Annotated in this window: 1 protein-coding gene; it reads right to left on the bottom strand. The window is 64.9% G+C overall.

What is annotated here, in order from left to right; translation table 11 throughout:
* Window positions 1-155: 155 nt before the first annotated feature.
* On the bottom strand, window positions 156-2,018 hold the full coding sequence (locus G3480_RS26255) for a phosphoenolpyruvate carboxykinase (GTP) (RefSeq protein ID WP_164657147.1): 1,863 nt from the start codon (window positions 2,016-2,018) through the stop codon (window positions 156-158).
* Between the last annotated feature and the right edge of the window lie 203 nt (window positions 2,019-2,221).

Below are 2,221 nucleotides of genomic sequence, written 5' to 3'. Positions count from 1 at the left end.
TCGGGGGCCCAAACCCCCCCCCCCCGGGCCCACGCAATGGGGCCCTCACCGGGGGGGGGGGGGGCGGGGCCCCCCCCGCCGCGGGGCGCCCTCGGGGGGGGGGGCGCCGCTCCCACCTCGCCTTGCCTGAAGGATGCGCGATGCCGGATCCGGGCTCAGCCACTCGGCGAGGTCGCGGACAAGTCCCACAGTCGGGGGGAATGGAAGAGGCGAGCGAGCTGCAGCTCGCGCTCGATCTCCATCTCGCGCGGCAGATGGTCGCCGAAGCGGGTGAGCAGCTCTTCTTGGTCGTTGGTCTCTTGGCGCGCGACCTCGCGATCGATATTCATCATCGCGTAGAAGGTCTCGCGGTCGAAGTCGAGGCCGTTCCAGTTGAGAGCGTCGTAGTCAGGGATCCATCCCATGGGACTCTCGACCGCGGCGCCTTGATGATTGCAGCGCTTCACGATCCACTCCAGGACCCGCATGTTCTCGCCGAAGCCGGGCCACATGAAGTGCCCGTGCTTGTCCTTGCGGAACCAGTTGACGCGGAAGATGCGCGGCGGCGTGGCGACATGACGCCGACCGATGCGTAGCCAATGGCGCCAGTAGTCGGCCATGTTGTAGCCACAGAAAGGCAGCATGGCCATGGGATCGCGGCGCACGGCAGCCTGGCCGATGGAGGCGGCGGTCGCCTCCGACCCCATGGTCGCAGCCATGTAGACGCCGTGCTCCCAGTTGTAGCTCTGAAAGACCAAGGGAAAATGCTGGCTCACTCGACCGCCGAAGAGGAAGGCGCTGATGGGTACGCCTTTCGGGTTTTCCCACTCGGGATCGATGGACGGACAAGCCGATGCCAGGGCCGTGAACCTGGCGTTGGGATGCGCCGCGGGCGTTCCGCTCCCTGGCGTCCAGTCATGGCCCTGCCAATCGATCAGGTGCTCCGGTGGTTCCTCGGTCAGGCCTTCCCACCAGATGTCGCCATCGTCCGTCAGGGCGCAGTTGGTAAAGATGGCATTGTCCCGCAGCGCGGCTAGCGCATTGGGATTCGACTTCGCGTTCGTGCCCGGGGCAACGCCGAAGAGGCCGTACTCCGGGTTGATGGCGTAGAAACGCCCGTCGTCGCCGGGCTTGATCCAGGCGATGTCGTCACCGATGGTCGTGACCTTCCACCCCTCATACCCCTCTGGGGGGATGAGCATGGCGAAATTGGTCTTGCCACAGGCGCTCGGGAAGGCGGCGGCGACATAGAGCTTTTCGTGCTCGGGTGACTCCACGCCGAGGATGAGCATGTGCTCCGCCAGCCAGCCCTCGTCCCTGGCCATGACCGAGGCGATGCGCAGCGCGAAGCACTTCTTGCCGAGCAAGGCATTGCCGCCGTAGCCGCTGCCAAAGGACCAGATCTCCCGCGTCTCGGGGAAGTGGGCGATGTATTTGTCTTCGACGTTGGATGCACAGGGCCAGGGCACATCCTCCTCGCCAGGCTGCAAGGGCGCACCAACGGAGTGCACGCAAGGCACGAATTCGTCGTCATCGCCGAGCACATCCAGCACGGGCTGCCCCATGCGGGTCATGATGCGCTGATTGACGACCACGTAGGGGGAGTCGGTGATCTCCACGCCGATGTGGGCAATGGGGGATCCGAGGGGGCCCATACTGAAGGGGATGACATAGAGCGTCCGGCCCTGCATCGAGTCTTTGAAGACCTCTCTGAGCAAGGGCTTAGCCTTGCGCGGATCCATCCAGTTGTTGGTGGGTCCGGCATCCTCCTCGCGTACCGAACAGATGAAGGTCCGGTCCTCCACGCGCGCGACGTCGCTAGGATGGGAGCGGGCGAGATAGCTGTTCGGGCGCTTCTGCGAATTCAACCGAATGAAGGCACCGGAGGCGACCATCTCTGCGCACAGCCGGTCATACTCTTCCTGGCTGCCGTCGCACCAATAGATCCGCTCCGGGTTGCATAGGGCGGCGATCTCGTCGACCCATTGAAGCAGTTTTCGATTGCGGGTTCGTGTTGCGCCGTCGTGCAAGCTGCTCATATTTAAAGGGTTCCTAGCAGGATTTGAAGATTGCCATCAGCGCCAGCCGGTTGCTTTGCGCGATGGTCGGGGCCGGCCTCGATCATCCTCTGATCCAAGCGCACGACCGGTGGGAGCGGCGCCCCGCCCCGACGGTCCCGCCCTAGCGGCGGGGCGCCCGGCCCCCGTAGGGTTTGCGTTTAAGGTGGACGCGGGGGACACCA

The sequence above is a fragment of the Thiorhodococcus mannitoliphagus genome, assembly GCF_010915725.1.
Lineage (GTDB): Bacteria > Pseudomonadota > Gammaproteobacteria > Chromatiales > Chromatiaceae > Thiorhodococcus > Thiorhodococcus mannitoliphagus.
Note: the sequence above shows the minus strand (reverse complement) of the source record. Positions and strands in the feature narration are given on the sequence as shown.

Coding starts and splice junctions, on each gene's coding strand:
- G3480_RS26255 (WP_164657147.1), bottom strand. CDS start 2,018: ATGAGCAGCTTGCACGACGGCGCAACACGAACCCGCAATCGAAAACTG.